This is a genomic window from Pseudomonas sp. TE3644, from assembly GCF_056278815.1.
Genome location: NZ_JBWBQF010000001.1, coordinates 5,475,138 through 5,490,727 on the forward strand (window position 1 = coordinate 5,475,138; position 15,590 = coordinate 5,490,727).

The following is a 15,590-nucleotide window of genomic DNA, read 5'->3' on the forward strand; positions in this document are numbered from 1 at the left end:
GGCCATCTGTGGATAAGTTAAACGCCAATTCTACCGCCGTTCTGTGCGCCGTGCCGCAGTTGATCATCACAAACCTGCGCCAAGTCGATCAGGGGCTCAATGAAGGGGCGGTTGATGCAGTACAATCGCCGCTTTTATTTGGCAACGAGTCGGCCATCCAATGATCGAACCCAAGCGCGTCTTGCGCGCACTCGCCGAACACTGGGCATTGCTGGAACCTTTGTGCGCCCATTTCGACCAGGGCACCCTGAGCCTGAGCGAACTTCGCCAGCAGGTGGCTGCCCAGCAACTGGACAGCACGCCGCAGGAAATCACCGCGGTGCTGGACGTGTGGATCCGCCTGGACATTCTGGTGCCGGTGGCCAAGAGCCCCAACCGGTTTGAGCTCAATGCGCAGATCCACGACTTCCTCGCCTACCTGCGTCGCGAGCACCGCCTGGGGCTGTGCCTGGAAATCGAAGCCTACCTGCGCCACCTGGAGCGGCTGGCCGGGCACATTCAGGACGCCTTCGACATTCGCGATGGCAACGACCTGGCCCGCCAACTGCGCCTGCTGGACATGCGGATCCGCGACGTGCTGAAGAAGCTCGACAACGATGAGCAGGCCCTGGTGGCCGTGGCCGAGCGCGCCAAGACCAGCGACCGGCAGATTCCGCTGCGTCAGCGTTACGCAGAAGTACTGGCCACCTGGGACGAATACGTCGAGCCGATGATCCAGTTGGTGAACGCCGACGGCGCCTTCGAGCAAGGCGTGCGCAAGGTCGAGAACGTGCTGTTGCGCATGCTCACCGAGCAACAGCGCCTGGGCCATCTGGTGGACGACGACATGTTGCTGCGCACCCACGCGCGCATCCTCGAAATGCAGACCCGCGCCCAGCTGACCCTGCGTCATGCGCGCGAACTGCTGCTGCCGCTGCGTGAAGAGGCGCGCCGCCACAACGCCGTGACCCGTGGCGCCGCCCTGGCCCTGTCGGCCATCCGCCGCAAGGGCCTGGATGCCGTGCCACAGGCCGCCATGCCGATGTTCACCCGGCCGCAAAGCACCTTCCTGGGCAGTGCCAGCCAGGTGGAGGCCTATGTCTACGCCCTGGCGCGCTTCGAAGCCAAGCCGGCGCAGTTCCCTAAGGCGCACAAGACCCGCGACGGCGAGCCGCCGAAAGCACCGCGCACGGTCAAGGAAATGCTCGACCGTTGCGAAGACGCCCTGCCCCTGCCCGACCTGATGGTATGGCTACTGGAGCAGGAGCCCGAGGGCGCCACCGACGAACTGCTGTACTGGTTCTCGCGCCTGTCGCGCGACAAACGCTTTGCCCGCGAGCGCCTGGAGCGCCGCGAATATCACACCCTGGAGCACCGCGTCAGCCTGCGCTCCTTCGCCCTGCTTTCCAGCGCCGATACGCCCATCGCGGCGCCGTTGGAACCCTCTGCGAGCACTGCACATGAATCTTGATCTGTCCGAAATGTCCCAGCTGGCGCCGATCTTTCGCGAGCTGTACAAGGGCTTCCACATCAGCCGCCGGGACCCGGAGCTGTACGCGCAACTGTCCAACCTGCAAGACCAGTACCGCGGCCTGTTCCGCGCGCTGGGCTTCGAACTGGTATGCGACACCCGCGGTTTCTACTACTTCGTGCCCGAGCAGGCTGCGGCGCAGGTCAACAAGACCGCCCAGCGCCTGTCGCTGTTCACCTTCATCCTGGTAGAACACCTGGCCGACCAGGGCCGCGACCCGATGGCCGTCCTGGACGGCGGCAGCATCGGCCGCGACGAGTTGCCTTCGCTGCTGGAGAAGTACCGTGACCTGTTTCTGCAGGCCGAGGTGCAGACCCCCGAAGAGCTGGAAGAAAAGATCATGCGCCGCATGACCCAGCTGGGTTTCGCCGGCGAAGAAAACGGCGTGTTCCGCTTCCTGCCGCCCATGCACCGTTTTCTCGACGTGTGCCTGTCGGTGCAGCAGGACCGCAACCTGGCCGCCAGCCTGCACAGCGACCTGCCACTGCCGACCCCGGTGCTGGTGGATGAAGACGACATCATCGTCATCGATGACGCCGACGAGTCGGAAGAAGAAGCCCTGGCGCGTGCCATCGCCGAAGAACAGGAGATCGATGCATGAGCCAGGAACGCTACGGCATCACCCGCTTTGCCCTGCTCAACACCGCCGGCTACAGCCTGGGCCTGTTCCCGCTGGAAAACCCGCTGTCGGTGTACGGTGCCAATAACCTGGGCAAGTCGGCGTCGATCAACGCGCTGCAGTTCCCGATTCTGGCGCGCATGTCGGACATGAGTTTCGGCAAGTACAGCCTGGAGCAATCGCGGCGCTTCTACTTTGCCAGCGACACCAGCTACATCCTCTGCGAAGTGTCGCTGCCCCACGGCCGGCACGTGATCGGCGTGGTCGGTCGCGGCCCGGGTGGTGGTTTCGGTCACCAGTTCTTTGCCTATAAAGGCGAGCTGGACCTGGCGCACTACCAAAAGAACGACACCTGCCTGCGGCAGAAAGAGCTGTTCAGCAACCTGGAGCGCAATGGCCTGAAGGCCTACGAGCTCAAGCCCGACGAACTGCGCCGCCTGCTGGTAGGCGGCCACACCTCGGTACCGCTGGACCTGACCCTGATCCCGCTGCGCTCCACCAGCGAGCAGAGCCTGAAGACTTTCCGCGCGCTGTTCATCAACCTGCTGCACATGCGCGAAATCACCGCGGCCAAGCTCAAGCAGCTGTTCCTGGATGCCTTCGAGCACAGCCTGCGTTCGGGCAGCGTCGACTACATCGCCGCGTGCGAAGAAGCCTTCCGTGATGTGCGACGCATGGAGCAGGACTACAACTCGCTGGTGTCCGCCGGCCCGCTGGTCGAGGCCCTGGCCAACGGCGTGCGTCAGCGCGACATTCTGCGCGGCAAGCTGCACCGCATCTCGCCGGTACTGGATTCGCTGTTGGGTACCTGGCAGGACTACTCCGGTGCGCGCAAGGAAGAGCTGGTCATCCAGTCCGAGCACTACCGCAAGGAACAGGACGCGCTGCAGAACAACCAGCGTGGCGGCACCCAGGAACTGATGCGCCTGGAGCGCGAGATCACCGGAGTGCAGCGCTGGCTGGGCGAGTTGTCGGTGCTCAAGCATCGCTTCGCGCTGGTCACCGACGTGAAGGTGCTGGAACAGCAACTGCTGGCCGCCAAGGACGCCCACGACGAACTGGCCGGTGCCTTGGCGCAGTCACGTCAGTTCAGCGCCGAAGACCTGGAAGAGCGTCTGCGCGACCTGGAAAAACGCCTGAAGTCGGTGCGTCAGCAACTCGACCATGCCGACAACAACAGCTACGCCCGCCTGCGCGAGGAGTTCTCGCAACAGGACGTGGAGCGCCTGATGCGCCTGTTCAACAGCGCGCTGTTCAGCCTGCCGCTGGGTGAGCAGGGCATTGCCCTGGATGACAGCGACGCCTGGGTCAAATCCCTGGAAGCGATCCTGGACAGCTTCAAGGGTGAGCGTTTCGAAGTGCCGGGTATTTCCATCGACCTGTCCCACATCGAGCCCCCTGCCCTGCAGGCCCTGGCCGACCGTGCCGCCTTGCGCGAGCAGAAGGAGCGTCTGGAGAAAGAGCTCAAGCAGCTCAAGACCCAGCAGGCCGTGGCCTCCGACCGCGCCGCCAGCAAAGAGCAGACCGAGGCCCTGTACCAGCAGGTACTCGATGCCCAGAAGGCTTTGGAAGATTTCCGCCGTGCCCAGACCCTGGGTGCCGAGGAAGAAGACAAGCTGGAACAACTGGCGCAACTGGAAGCCGCCCAGGACGAACTCAAGCGCTCCAGCGATGCCTTTACCGAACGCGTCCAGCAACTGTCGGCCAAGCTGCAATTAGTAGGCCGCCAGATCGCTGACATGGAAGCCAAGCAACGCACCCTGGACGACGCACTGCGCCGCCGTCAGCTGCTGCCGGCTGACCTGCCGTTCGGCACGCCGTTCATGGAAGCGGTGGACGACTCCATGGACAACCTGCTGCCACTGCTCAACGACTACCAGGACAGCTGGCAAGGCCTGCAGCGCGTGGACGGTCAGATCGACGCGCTATACGCCCAGGTGCGCTTGAAAGGCGTGGCCAAGTTCGACAGCGAAGATGACATGGAGCGCCGTCTGCAACTGCTGATCAACGCCTATGACCACCGCAGCGAAGAAGCCATCACCCTGGCCAAGGCCCGGCGCGCGGCGGTGACCGACATCGCCCGTACCCTGCGCAACATCCGCAGCGACTACGACAGCCTGGAACACCAGCTGGCGCTGTTCAACCGCGAGATCAACAAGCGTCAGGTGTCCAACCTGCAGAGCTTCCGCATCGTGTTGGCCCCCAACAAGGAAGCGCTCAAGCACATTGACCAGATCATCCACAGCGCCGGCCAGTACGAAGAAGGCGAGACGCTGTCGGTGTTCGACCTCAGCCAAAGCGCCGAGCAGGACAACAAGAACGAAGAGGCCAAGGAATACCTGGCCCGCCTGGTAGCTGCCAACCATAACCAGCTGGGTCTCAAGGACCTGTTCGAACTGGCCTTCGAGATCACCAAGGTCAACGGCCAGCCAATCATCCACACCGACATCGACGGTGCGGCGTCCAACGGCACCACCATGACCATCAAGGCGCTGACCAACATGTACTTGTTGCTGCACTTGATGGACCGTGACCAGGCGGGGCGTATTCGCTTGCCTTACTACCTGGACGAGGCGGCGGACATCGACGAGCGTAACCAGTCGGCGCTGTTGGAAACCAGCCAGCAATTGGGCTTTGTACCGATTCTGGCGAGCGTGAAGCCACAGGTGTCGGCCCATGTGGCCATCGACCTGGAAGGTGGTAGCGGGCCTAACGGCATCTACATTGATGAGTCGGACTGGAAGTACATCCGTCGTCATGATGCGGTGAAGGTGGTGGTTGAGGATGATGAGGCTGAAGAGGTTTCGGCTTGATCTGAGCTGATGGCTTGCAAAGAAACCACCCGCGATGGGTGGTTTTTTGTGCCTGCGAAACCTGTAGCCGCTGCCGTAGGCTGCGCTGGCCCTGGAGTGCGCTGCAGATCTTCAGTGAGGCTTGCGGCCAGCGCAGCCTGGCGGCAGCGGCTACGGCAAGGCGCCTGTGGGACCGGGCGAAGCTCGGGAAGGGGCCAGCAGGGGAATCGAGTCGTTCGCTTCCCGAGCTTCGCCCGGTCCCACAAGGGAGTGGGGGAGCCATAAATACAAAACCCCCACCTGCTTTCGCAGATGGGGGTTTCGGAATTTAATCTTGACGATGACCTACTCTCACATGGGGAAACCCCACACTACCATCGGCGATGCATCGTTTCACTGCTGAGTTCGGGATGGGATCAGGTGGTTCCAATGCTCTATGGTCGTCAAGAAATTCTGTAGCCAGGATGCCCTTTGGGTGGCATTCCAGCGAATCGGGTATGTGATGGTATTTGTGGATCAGCAAACTTTCGGTTCGTATCATCTTCACAACACCGCAATCTGGCTTCCGCTCAAATTGCTTGGGTGTTATATGGTCAAGCCTCACGGGCAATTAGTATTGGTTAGCTCAACGCCTCACAGCGCTTACACACCCAACCTATCAACGTCGTAGTCTTCGACGGCCCTTCAGGGAACTCAAGGTTCCAGTGAGATCTCATCTTGAGGCAAGTTTCCCGCTTAGATGCTTTCAGCGGTTATCTTTTCCGAACATAGCTACCCGGCAATGCCACTGGCGTGACAACCGGAACACCAGAGGTTCGTCCACTCCGGTCCTCTCGTACTAGGAGCAGCCCCTCTCAAATCTCAAACGTCCACGGCAGATAGGGACCGAACTGTCTCACGACGTTCTAAACCCAGCTCGCGTACCACTTTAAATGGCGAACAGCCATACCCTTGGGACCGGCTTCAGCCCCAGGATGTGATGAGCCGACATCGAGGTGCCAAACACCGCCGTCGATATGAACTCTTGGGCGGTATCAGCCTGTTATCCCCGGAGTACCTTTTATCCGTTGAGCGATGGCCCTTCCATACAGAACCACCGGATCACTAAGACCTACTTTCGTACCTGCTCGACGTGTCTGTCTCGCAGTCAAGCGCGCTTTTGCCTTTATACTCTACGACCGATTTCCGACCGGTCTGAGCGCACCTTCGTACTCCTCCGTTACTCTTTAGGAGGAGACCGCCCCAGTCAAACTACCCACCATACACTGTCCTCGATCCGGATAACGGACCTGAGTTAGAACCTCAAAGTTGCCAGGGTGGTATTTCAAGGATGGCTCCACGCGAACTGGCGTCCACGCTTCAAAGCCTCCCACCTATCCTACACAAGCAAATTCAAAGTCCAGTGCAAAGCTATAGTAAAGGTTCACGGGGTCTTTCCGTCTAGCCGCGGATACACTGCATCTTCACAGCGATTTCAATTTCACTGAGTCTCGGGTGGAGACAGCGCCGCCATCGTTACGCCATTCGTGCAGGTCGGAACTTACCCGACAAGGAATTTCGCTACCTTAGGACCGTTATAGTTACGGCCGCCGTTTACCGGGGCTTCGATCAAGAGCTTCGCGTTAGCTAACCCCATCAATTAACCTTCCGGCACCGGGCAGGCGTCACACCCTATACGTCCACTTTCGTGTTTGCAGAGTGCTGTGTTTTTAATAAACAGTCGCAGCGGCCTGGTATCTTCGACCGGCATGAGCTTACGGAGCAAGTCCTTCACCCTCACCGGCGCACCTTCTCCCGAAGTTACGGTGCCATTTTGCCTAGTTCCTTCACCCGAGTTCTCTCAAGCGCCTTGGTATTCTCTACCCAACCACCTGTGTCGGTTTGGGGTACGGTTCCTGGTTACCTGAAGCTTAGAAGCTTTTCTTGGAAGCATGGCATCAACCACTTCGTCGTCTAAAGACAACTCGTCATCAGCTCTCGGCCTTAGAATCCCGGATTTACCTAAGATTCCAGCCTACCACCTTAAACTTGGACAACCAACGCCAAGCTGGCCTAGCCTTCTCCGTCCCTCCATCGCAATAACCAGAAGTACAGGAATATTAACCTGTTTTCCATCGACTACGCTTTTCAGCCTCGCCTTAGGGACCGACTAACCCTGCGTCGATTAACGTTGCGCAGGAAACCTTGGTCTTTCGGCGTGGGTGTTTTTCACACCCATTGTCGTTACTCATGTCAGCATTCGCACTTCTGATACCTCCAGCAAGCTTCTCAACTCACCTTCACAGGCTTACAGAACGCTCCTCTACCGCATCACCAAAAGGTGATACCCGTAGCTTCGGTGCATGGTTTGAGCCCCGTTACATCTTCCGCGCAGGCCGACTCGACTAGTGAGCTATTACGCTTTCTTTAAAGGGTGGCTGCTTCTAAGCCAACCTCCTAGCTGTCTAAGCCTTCCCACATCGTTTCCCACTTAACCATGACTTTGGGACCTTAGCTGACGGTCTGGGTTGTTTCCCTTTTCACGACGGACGTTAGCACCCGCCGTGTGTCTCCCATGCTCGGCACTTGTAGGTATTCGGAGTTTGCATCGGTTTGGTAAGTCGGGATGACCCCCTAGCCGAAACAGTGCTCTACCCCCTACAGTGATACATGAGGCGCTACCTAAATAGCTTTCGAGGAGAACCAGCTATCTCCGAGCTTGATTAGCCTTTCACTCCGATCCACAGGTCATCCGCTAACTTTTCAACGGTAGTCGGTTCGGTCCTCCAGTTAGTGTTACCCAACCTTCAACCTGCCCATGGATAGATCGCCCGGTTTCGGGTCTATACCCAGCGACTAAACGCGCTATTAACACTCGCTTTCGCTACGCCTCCCCTATTCGGTTAAGCTCGCCACTGAATATAAGTCGCTGACCCATTATACAAAAGGTACGCAGTCACAGAACAAAGTCTGCTCCCACTGCTTGTACGCATACGGTTTCAGGATCTATTTCACTCCCCTCTCCGGGGTTCTTTTCGCCTTTCCCTCACGGTACTAGTTCACTATCGGTCAGTCAGTAGTATTTAGCCTTGGAGGATGGTCCCCCCATATTCAGACAAAGTTTCTCGTGCTCCGTCCTACTCGATTTCATTGACAAGAGATTTTCGCGTACAGGGCTATCACCCACTATGGCCGCACTTTCCAGAGCGTTCCGCTAATCTCAAATCAACTTAAGGGCTGGTCCCCGTTCGCTCGCCACTACTAAGGGAATCTCGGTTGATTTCTTTTCCTCAGGGTACTTAGATGTTTCAGTTCCCCTGGTTCGCCTCTTGCACCTATGTATTCAGTACAAGATAACCATCTTATGATGGCTGGGTTCCCCCATTCAGACATCTCCGGATCACAGTCTGTTTGCCGACTCCCCGAAGCTTTTCGCAGGCTACCACGTCTTTCATCGCCTCTGACTGCCAAGGCATCCACCGTATGCGCTTCTTCACTTGACCATATAACCCCAAGCAATCTGGTTATACTATGAAGACGACATTCGCCGAAAATTTGCAATTTGAATCACAAATTTTACCTTAGCCTGATCCGTTACCAGTGAAAGTAACGTTCAGTCTATCTTTCTATCACATACCCAAATTTTTAAAGAACGATTCTGATAAAGTTCAGAAATCAATATTCGATGCGAATACTCATTTCTAAGCTTTGGAAGCAGTTTATGGTGGAGCCAAGCGGGATCGAACCGCTGACCTCCTGCGTGCAAGGCAGGCGCTCTCCCAGCTGAGCTATGGCCCCATAACAAAATTGGTGGGTCTGGGCAGATTCGAACTGCCGACCTCACCCTTATCAGGGGTGCGCTCTAACCAACTGAGCTACAGACCCAATTTCGAGCGTAACTGTTAGCTAGTTCAGCTATCAGCTTGGAGCTTAAAGCTGCTTCTATCGTCTTCTTCAATGAATCAAGCAATTCGTGTGGGAGCTCATGATACAGCTGATGTCGTCGATTAAGGAGGTGATCCAGCCGCAGGTTCCCCTACGGCTACCTTGTTACGACTTCACCCCAGTCATGAATCACACCGTGGTAACCGTCCCCCCGAAGGTTAGACTAGCTACTTCTGGTGCAACCCACTCCCATGGTGTGACGGGCGGTGTGTACAAGGCCCGGGAACGTATTCACCGCGACATTCTGATTCGCGATTACTAGCGATTCCTACTTCACGCAGTCGAGTTGCAGACTGCGATCCGGACTACGATCGGTTTTGTGAGATTAGCTCCACCTCGCGGCTTGGCAACCCTCTGTACCGACCATTGTAGCACGTGTGTAGCCCAGGCCGTAAGGGCCATGATGACTTGACGTCATCCCCACCTTCCTCCGGTTTGTCACCGGCAGTCTCCTTAGAGTGCCCACCATAACGTGCTGGTAACTAAGGACAAGGGTTGCGCTCGTTACGGGACTTAACCCAACATCTCACGACACGAGCTGACGACAGCCATGCAGCACCTGTCTCAATGTTCCCGAAGGCACCAATCCATCTCTGGAAAGTTCATTGGATGTCAAGGCCTGGTAAGGTTCTTCGCGTTGCTTCGAATTAAACCACATGCTCCACCGCTTGTGCGGGCCCCCGTCAATTCATTTGAGTTTTAACCTTGCGGCCGTACTCCCCAGGCGGTCAACTTAATGCGTTAGCTGCGCCACTAAAGACTCAAGGTCCCCAACGGCTAGTTGACATCGTTTACGGCGTGGACTACCAGGGTATCTAATCCTGTTTGCTCCCCACGCTTTCGCACCTCAGTGTCAGTATCAGTCCAGGTAGTCGCCTTCGCCACTGGTGTTCCTTCCTATATCTACGCATTTCACCGCTACACAGGAAATTCCACTACCCTCTACCATACTCTAGCTTGCCAGTTTCGGATGCAGTTCCCAGGTTGAGCCCGGGGATTTCACATCCGACTTAACAAACCACCTACGCGCGCTTTACGCCCAGTAATTCCGATTAACGCTTGCACCCTCTGTATTACCGCGGCTGCTGGCACAGAGTTAGCCGGTGCTTATTCTGGCGGTAACGTCAAAATTGCAGAGTATTAATCTACAACCCTTCCTCCCACCTTAAAGTGCTTTACAATCCGAAGACCTTCTTCACACACGCGGCATGGCTGGATCAGGCTTTCGCCCATTGTCCAATATTCCCCACTGCTGCCTCCCGTAGGAGTCTGGACCGTGTCTCAGTTCCAGTGTGACTGATCATCCTCTCAGACCAGTTACGGATCGTCGCCTTGGTGAGCCATTACCTCACCAACTAGCTAATCCGACCTAGGCTCATCTGATAGCGCAAGGCCCGAAGGTCCCCTGCTTTCTCCCGTAGGACGTATGCGGTATTAGCGTTCCTTTCGAAACGTTGTCCCCCACTACCAGGCAGATTCCTAGGCATTACTCACCCGTCCGCCGCTGAATCGAAGAGCAAGCTCTTCTCATCCGCTCGACTTGCATGTGTTAGGCCTGCCGCCAGCGTTCAATCTGAGCCATGATCAAACTCTTCAGTTCAATACTGCAATTAGGTTTTGAGAAAACCTTATAAACTTGGCTCAGCAATCGTTGGTTACATCTTTGATTTCTCGCGGAGTAACTTGTGATGCTGATAATCTTTTTGACTATCAGTCTGAGTCACAAGCACCCACACGAATTGCTTGATTCAGTTGTTAAAGAGCGGTTGGTTGATTCTTTCGTCTCAACCGAGGCGCGCATTCTACGCTTTCCTCAGAGCCTGTCAAGCGTTTATTTTGAAGTTTTTCAGAATTTCTCGTTGAACTTCAAACACTTGGCTCGCTTCGATCTCTCGTTAGCGGGAGGCGAATTTTACAGTGATTTGAGTCGCTGTCAACTGCCTTTTTGCCGCTTTCGACGTTAAGATCGAAACACTTCAGGGCTGGTTACTTCGGTTAACTCATTGAGTTTCAAGGAGTTTTCCGTTTCGTCTGCGCCGGAAGTGGGGCGAATTATAGAGAGATTCAAAGGCAGGTCAAGGGTTAATTTCAACAAATTGTCTTTAAAGTCAAAAGCATCCACGCAGCACACCGGATCGGGGCCGCCAGGTGCATGTCGGGAGAGGTTCATGCCTCATGAGATCGAGCGCCGCCCGCGCGGCGCTTCGCGGGCAGAGCCCGCTCCCACGTTGGTTGCAACGTGCCCCGCTGTGGATTGGTGGTGCACCTGGCGGCACCAACACAGATCTGCAGTGGGCAAACAAGGCGGACGAGGTGATGGCACTGGCATAACTGGCCCGAAACAAACGTGGGAGCGGGCTCTGCCCGCGAAGCGCCGCGCGGGCGGCGCTCGATTTCATGAGGCATGAAATCCTAAAGGCATGCACCTGGTGGCCTTAATGCAATCCAAAGACATGCACCTAGCCGCCCTCATGCAATCCCACAACACCCAACCCTAAACCACCCGCGGAATCCGCCGCGCCACCCCAGGCACCCTAACCACCATCAACAACACCCCCACCCCCGCATAAACCACCCACTCCTTCAAATCCGCCCTCACCACCCACAAAAAATGCAACAACCCCAACCCCAGCACCCCATAAGCCAACCGATGCAGCATCTTCCACCGCCGCCCCAGCCGCCGCTGGCTATAACGGTTCGACGTCACCGCCATCACCAGCAAACACACAAACCCCAACGCCCCCACAATAATGTAAGGCCGCTTGCGCAACTCCACGCCCAACTGCCCCCAATCCAATCCCAGGACAAAAAACAGATACGCCGCCAGGTGCATCACCACATAAGCAAAGCACCACAACCCCAGCTGCCGCCGAACACGCAGCCACCCGGCCCACCCCGTCAACTTCTGCAACGGGGTCATGCACAAGGTCACCATCAGCAATATCAAGGTGCCCAACCCCAGGCGATCTACCAGCACCTTGCCCGGGTCTGGCCCCAGCGCGAAGATCCACGCCTGATACACCCACCAGAACGGCCATACCCCCGCCGCGACAAACACCGCCAACCGCCACCACACGTAACGCATCAATAGTTCTTCCGCAGATCCATACCCGTATAAAGAGAAGCCACCTCCTCCTCATACCCATTGAACATCAAGGTGTCGCGCACATTGGGGCTGAACAGCCCGCTGGGCAGGCGGCGCTCGCGGGCCTGGGTCCAACGGGGGTGGTCAACCTGGGGGTTTACGTTGGCGTAGAAGCCGTACTCGTCCGGGGCGATGTTCTGCCAGGTGGTAACCGGCGGCTCGCTGACCAGGCTGATACGCACGATAGACTTCACGCCCTTGAAGCCATACTTCCACGGCACCACCAGGCGCAACGGCGCGCCATTCTGGTTGGGCAGTTCGCGGCCGTACATGCCCACCGCCAGGATGGTCAGCGGGTGCATGGCCTCGTCCAGGCGCAGGCCCTCTACATAAGGCCATTGGATCAGGGCGAAATCGGATCGCTGACCTGGCATCACCTTCGGGTCGTTGAGCGTTTCGAAGCGGATGTATTTCGCCTTGCTGGTGGGCTCCACCTGCTTGAGCAGATCGGCCAGGGGAAACCCCAGCCAGGGAATGACCATCGACCAGGCCTCGACACAGCGCATGCGATAGATGCGCTCCTGCAACTGGTAAGGCTTCATGAAGTCTTCCAGCGCGTAGCGCCCCGGCTTGCCGACTTCGCCGTCAATCACCACGGTCCACGGCTCAGTCTTCAAGGCGCCGGCATTGGCAGCCGGGTCACCCTTGTCGGTGCCGAACTCGTAGAAGTTGTTGTAGTGGGTGGCGTCCTTGAACGGGGTGATGGCCTCCCCTTTCACGGTCATGGCCTGCCACTGGGTACCGGGCAGCTTGTCGCTGAACCAGCCAGGTGCCTTGCCGGGTTCTACGTCACTATATAAAGAGGGGTCGGCCGTGGCGATGCGCGGCAGGCCGGTCGCGGCCAGGGCCAGCAGGGAGCCGCCGAGCAAGGTGCGACGCGAAAGGTAGGTAGCGTGAGGGGTGACTTCGGACTCGTTGCAGTCCGAAGTCTTTGCAAGCTTGATCAGCATAAGCGCTCCGCGGTCTGGCTATATCAGCATCAGACCACGGAGTATGAGCTTATTCGCCCGCCTTGTGCCGGCTCTTGCGTAACAGATATTGAATCGGGCCGGAGGCTGCGTAGCACAGGAAGATCAGCAGCAAAATGCGCGGCGGATCGCTGAACACCACGGCGAACACCAGCACCACGGCCAGGATGGCCACGAAAGGCACGCGGCCCTTGAGGTCCAGCTCCTTGAAGCTGTTGTACTTGATGTTGCTGACCATCAGCATGCCCGCCGCTGCAACCAGCAAGGCCACCAGGAACGACAGCTTGGAACCCTGGATGCCGTAGTCGCTGAACGCCCACACGGTACCGGCCACAACGCCGGCCGCAGCCGGGCTGGCCAGGCCGATGAAGTAGCGCTTGTCGGCGGTGCCGACCTGGGTGTTGAAGCGAGCCAGGCGCAGCGCGGCACCGGCTACATAGATGAAGGCGACCATCCAGCCCACCTTGCCCATGTCGCCCAGCGCCCAGCCGAAGGCCAGCAGCGCCGGCGCCAGGCCAAAGGCGACCATGTCGGACAGCGAATCGTATTCGGCGCCAAAGGCGCTCTGGGTGTTGGTCATGCGCGCCACGCGGCCGTCCAGGCCATCGAGCACCATGGCAACGAAAATGGCGATGGCAGCAAACGAGAAGTACTTGGCGGCATCGACGGAGTTGCCGGCGCTCAGTGCACTTTGCGCGCTGATGGAATTGATGATCGAGTAGAACCCGGCAAACAGGTTTGCCGTGGTAAACAGGTTTGGCAGCAGATAGATGCCGCGATGCCGGACTTTACGCCCTTCTGCGTCATGCCCTTCTTCGACATGCTCATCGATCGGCAGCAGGCTTTCGGCGTCAGAGGCCGTGTGCGGCTCTTCGGGACGTTCGCTCATGGACAGTACCTTGCAACGGTGTGGAAAGTTTCGACAGACGTGCGCGGCCGGGGTTCGACCGCAAACGTTGCAGCTTTATACCAGAACCTGACCGCCATAACGAAAAAACGCGGCCTAAGCCGCGTTTTTCATCGCTACAAGACTTGAATCAGTTCTTGGCTTTGTCGACGATTTTGTTCGCCGAGATCCAAGGCATCATCGAGCGCAGTTGCTCGCCGATGACTTCGATGCCGTGAGCGGCGTTGTTGCGACGTTTGGCGGTCATCGAAGGGTAGTTGGTAGCGCCTTCGCTGATGAACATCTTGGCGTATTCGCCATCCTGGATGCGCTTCAGAGCGTTGCGCATGGCCTGACGGGATTCGGCGTTGATGACTTCAGGGCCGGTCACGTACTCGCCGTATTCGGCGTTGTTGGAGATCGAGTAGTTCATGTTGGCGATACCGCCTTCGTACATGAGGTCAACGATCAGCTTCAGTTCGTGCAGGCACTCGAAGTAGGCCATTTCCGGCGCGTAGCCAGCTTCAACCAGGGTTTCGAAACCGGCTTTTACCAGTTCAACGGTACCGCCGCACAGTACGGCTTGTTCGCCGAACAGGTCGGTTTCAGTCTCGTCCTTGAAGGTGGTTTCGATGATGCCGGTACGGCCGCCGCCAACGCCCGAAGCGTACGACAGAGCAACGTTCTTGGCGTTGCCCGAAGCGTCCTGGTAGATAGCGATCAGGTCAGGGATACCGCCGCCTTTGACGAACTCGGAACGCACGGTGTGACCTGGGGCCTTCGGCGCGATCATGATGACGTCCAGGTCAGCGCGTGGCACGACTTGGTTGTAGTGGATCGAGAAACCGTGGGAGAAGGCCAGGGTAGCGCCCTTCTTGATGTTCGGCTCGATTTCGTCACGGTACAGGGCGCCCTGGAACTCGTCCGGGGTCAGGATCATGACCAGGTCGGCAGCAGCGACGGCGCTAGCCACGTCGGCAACTTTCAGACCGTGGGCTTCAGCCTTGGCAACAGTGGCCGAGCCTTTGCGCAGACCGACAGTGACGTCAACACCGGAGTCTTTCAGGTTGCACGCTTGAGCGTGGCCCTGGGAGCCGTAACCGATGATGGCAACTTTCTTGCCCTGGATGATGGACAGGTCGCAGTCTTTGTCGTAGAAAACTTTCATGAAATTACCCCTGTTATCTTGGCCTGTGGCCATACGCTAATTTGGTTGAGGGTGGCGGGTTGTCCCGCCACCTTTACTGCCGTGTTCAGATGCTCAGCACTTTGTCGCCGCGGGCGATGCCGGTGACGCCGCTGCGGACGGTCTCCAGGATCGAGGCGGTGCCGATGGCCTGGATGAAGCTGTCCAGCTTATCGCTGGTCCCGGCCAGTTGTACGGTGTAGACACTGCTGGTGACGTCAACGATCTGCCCGCGGAAGATATCCGTGGTGCGCTTGATCTCGGCGCGCTGGGCGCCGGTGGCCTTGACCTTGACCAACATCAACTCACGTTCGATGTGCGCGCTTTCCGACAGGTCGACCAGCTTGACCACTTCGATCAATTTGTTGAGGTTCTTGGTGATCTGCTCGATCACCTCATCGTGGCCGACAGTGGTCAGCGTCAGGCGCGACAGGGTCGCATCTTCGGTTGGCGCCACGGTCAGGCTTTCGATGTTGTAGTTGCGTTGCGAGAACAGCCCGACCACACGCGACAGCGCACCCGGTTCGTTTTCCAACAGCAGGGAAATAATGTGCCGCATG

At 57.8% G+C, this 15,590-nt stretch carries 9 protein-coding genes, 2 tRNA genes and 3 rRNA genes; 4 read left to right on the forward strand and 10 right to left on the reverse strand.

Translation table 11 applies throughout. The annotated features are described in order from the left end of the window. Positions 1 to 8: 8 nt before the first annotated feature. Genes ACZ9GA_RS24215 through mksF form a run of 4 tightly spaced genes read left to right on the forward strand, consistent with a single transcriptional unit; the run spans position 9 to position 4,942 of the window. Positions 9 to 164: a hypothetical protein gene (locus ACZ9GA_RS24215; protein WP_155980421.1), complete on the forward strand. Its 156-nt coding sequence runs from the start codon at positions 9 to 11 to the stop codon at positions 162 to 164. Further along, positions 161 to 1,450, forward strand: a complete 1,290-nt coding sequence (mksB, locus tag ACZ9GA_RS24220; protein ID WP_457360252.1) for an Mks condensin complex protein MksB — start codon at positions 161 to 163, stop codon at positions 1,448 to 1,450. Before ACZ9GA_RS24215 ends, mksB begins: the two co-directional genes overlap by 4 nt. Next, entirely contained in the window at positions 1,440 to 2,111 is a 672-nt protein-coding gene (mksE, locus tag ACZ9GA_RS24225; RefSeq protein WP_457360250.1) for an Mks condensin complex protein MksE, read from the forward strand. Before mksB ends, mksE begins: the two co-directional genes overlap by 11 nt. After that, the gene (mksF, locus tag ACZ9GA_RS24230) at positions 2,108 to 4,942 is read left to right on the forward strand and encodes an Mks condensin complex protein MksF (RefSeq protein WP_457360248.1); all 2,835 of its coding nucleotides are present in this window, start codon (positions 2,108 to 2,110) and stop codon (positions 4,940 to 4,942) included. The genes mksE and mksF overlap by 4 nt, the downstream gene beginning before the upstream one ends. A gap of 311 nt (positions 4,943 to 5,253) precedes the next feature. On the opposite strand, the gene rrf is transcribed toward mksF, so the two are convergent. The 10 genes from rrf to ilvN all read right to left on the reverse strand — a co-directional run bounded on the left by rrf (position 5,254) and on the right by ilvN (position 15,589). Continuing rightward, a 5S ribosomal RNA gene (rrf, locus tag ACZ9GA_RS24235) occupies positions 5,254 to 5,369 on the reverse strand. Positions 5,370 to 5,510: 141 nt separating this feature from the next. Next, positions 5,511 to 8,403 (reverse strand): 23S ribosomal RNA (locus ACZ9GA_RS24240). Between the two features lie 219 nt (positions 8,404 to 8,622). After that, positions 8,623 to 8,698, reverse strand: a tRNA-Ala gene (locus ACZ9GA_RS24245). A gap of 10 nt (positions 8,699 to 8,708) precedes the next feature. After that, positions 8,709 to 8,785, reverse strand: a tRNA-Ile gene (locus ACZ9GA_RS24250). 123 nt (positions 8,786 to 8,908) lie between these two features. After that, a 16S ribosomal RNA gene (locus ACZ9GA_RS24255) occupies positions 8,909 to 10,445 on the reverse strand. Together the 16S, 23S and 5S rRNA genes with 2 tRNA genes alongside form the textbook arrangement of a ribosomal RNA operon. Before the next feature lie 894 nt (positions 10,446 to 11,339). Beyond that, the gene (gene msrQ, locus ACZ9GA_RS24260) at positions 11,340 to 11,930 is read right to left on the reverse strand and encodes a protein-methionine-sulfoxide reductase heme-binding subunit MsrQ (protein WP_457360247.1); all 591 of its coding nucleotides are present in this window, start codon (positions 11,928 to 11,930) and stop codon (positions 11,340 to 11,342) included. After that, entirely contained in the window at positions 11,930 to 12,940 is a 1,011-nt protein-coding gene (msrP, locus tag ACZ9GA_RS24265; RefSeq protein WP_457360245.1) for a protein-methionine-sulfoxide reductase catalytic subunit MsrP, read from the reverse strand. Before msrP ends, msrQ begins: the two co-directional genes overlap by 1 nt. A gap of 49 nt (positions 12,941 to 12,989) precedes the next feature. Next, the gene (gene pssA, locus ACZ9GA_RS24270) at positions 12,990 to 13,847 is read right to left on the reverse strand and encodes a CDP-diacylglycerol--serine O-phosphatidyltransferase (protein ID WP_457360243.1); all 858 of its coding nucleotides are present in this window, start codon (positions 13,845 to 13,847) and stop codon (positions 12,990 to 12,992) included. A 148-nt stretch (positions 13,848 to 13,995) separates the two neighbouring features. Next, a complete protein-coding gene (gene ilvC / locus ACZ9GA_RS24275; RefSeq protein WP_455922534.1) occupies positions 13,996 to 15,012 on the reverse strand; it encodes a ketol-acid reductoisomerase in 1,017 nt (338 codons plus the stop codon). 85 nt (positions 15,013 to 15,097) lie between these two features. Further along, on the reverse strand, positions 15,098 to 15,589 hold the full coding sequence (gene ilvN / locus ACZ9GA_RS24280) for an acetolactate synthase small subunit (protein WP_027981911.1): 492 nt from the start codon (positions 15,587 to 15,589) through the stop codon (positions 15,098 to 15,100). Position 15,590 lies beyond the last annotated feature (1 nt).